The organism is Cytobacillus oceanisediminis, from assembly GCF_004366035.1.
GTDB classification, from domain to species: Bacteria; Bacillota; Bacilli; order Bacillales; family Cytobacillaceae; genus Cytobacillus; species Cytobacillus oceanisediminis_C.
In genome coordinates, this window is sequence record NZ_SOEE01000055.1 from 1 (window position 1) to 1,381 (window position 1,381).

2 protein-coding genes are annotated in these 1,381 nt (G+C 38.7%); both read right to left on the reverse strand.

All coding sequences use genetic code 11. The features are described from left to right. Nucleotides 1-896 (reverse strand): peptide-methionine (S)-S-oxide reductase MsrA (gene msrA / locus DFO72_RS29085; RefSeq protein ID WP_134177359.1); only part of this gene is annotated, 896 nt, incomplete at its 3' end. A gap of 110 nt (nucleotides 897-1,006) precedes the next feature. Beyond that, the coding region (locus DFO72_RS29090; RefSeq protein ID WP_134177361.1) for an OsmC family protein at nucleotides 1,007-1,381 on the reverse strand (375 nt) is incomplete at its 5' end.

Sequence of the window (1,381 nt, forward strand, 5' to 3'; positions counted from 1 at the left end):
ATAAATTTAAGGGCCGCAGAGTTGATACAATATCGAAGCCCGCCTTTATCACGTGGACCATCATCAAATACGTGTCCTAAATGAGAATCTGCTGAGTTGCTTCTTACTTCTATCCGTCTCATCCCATGGGAAGTGTCAAGTTTTTCCATCACTTCTTGTTGCTCTATTGGCTTAGTGAAGCTTGGCCACCCACAGCCAGAATCAAATTTATCAAGAGAGCTAAATAATGGTTTGCCAGAGACAATATCGACATAAATCCCTTCATCTTTATGATCCCAGAATTCATTTTGAAAGGGTGGTTCCGTTCCGCTTTCTTGTGTGACACGATATTGAATAGGAGTAAGCTTTTTGATGTTTTCAGCATGATGATTTTTCCAGTTTTCTCGAATAAATCCTGCTCGTCCTGACCCTTCCTTATAATTATTATAATGAAAGGAATTCTTTTTATAATAGTGCTGATGATATTCTTCTGCCGCATAAAACACAGACGCCTCTTTAATTTCTGTCACGATTGGTTTTGAAAACCTTTTACTTTCTTGTAATTTCTGCTTAGATTCTTCGGCTAGTCGTTTTTGCTCCCCTGTATGATAAAAAATGGCCGTTTTGTAGGACTCTCCTCGATCACCAAACTGACCATGAGCATCGGTAGGATCAATTTGCTGCCAGAAAAGCTCTAACAGCTTCTCATACGGAAAAACGGTTGGGTCGAACGTAATTTGAACTGCCTCATAATGACCCGTTGTATTAGAGCACACTTCATGATAAGTTGGGTTCTCTTTATGCCCACCTGTATAGCCTGACACTACTTTTATAATACCAGGTAACTCATCAAAGGGCTGAACCATACACCAAAAACACCCTCCAGCAAACGTAGCTAATTCATATTGTGCTGACATAAACAGACCTCCAGTATAGTATATATCCCTAGATTACCCAAACCTTATTTATTCTTCATTTTAAGAAAAAGCCCCTTAGTTCATTAGGGGCTCCTTGACAAACAGAAAGACTATTTTCTTCTCCAAGTAGATTGAATCTTAATAAAGTTTGTATCCTTTAAAATGTTGAATACTGGGCATCTTGAATCTGTTTTTTCTTTAAGCTCTTGAATTCTTTCGTCAGACTCGTCAGTATCCACAAGTGCTTCAATCGTAAGGGTTTGGAAGTATTGCTTTACGGATGGATCTCCCCTTAAGCCTTTTGGATCTAAAGCTCCTTCAATTTTGAAGTCGATTCCATTTAAATTAAACTTCATTTCCTTTGCCACCATATTAGCAATGGCGTTTTCGCAGCCTGCAAGAGAGCCTAACAGAGTATTTAATGGATTTGCACCCTTATCATTCCCACCTAAGTTTTTTGGTTCGTCTACAAAAAATGTATGAGC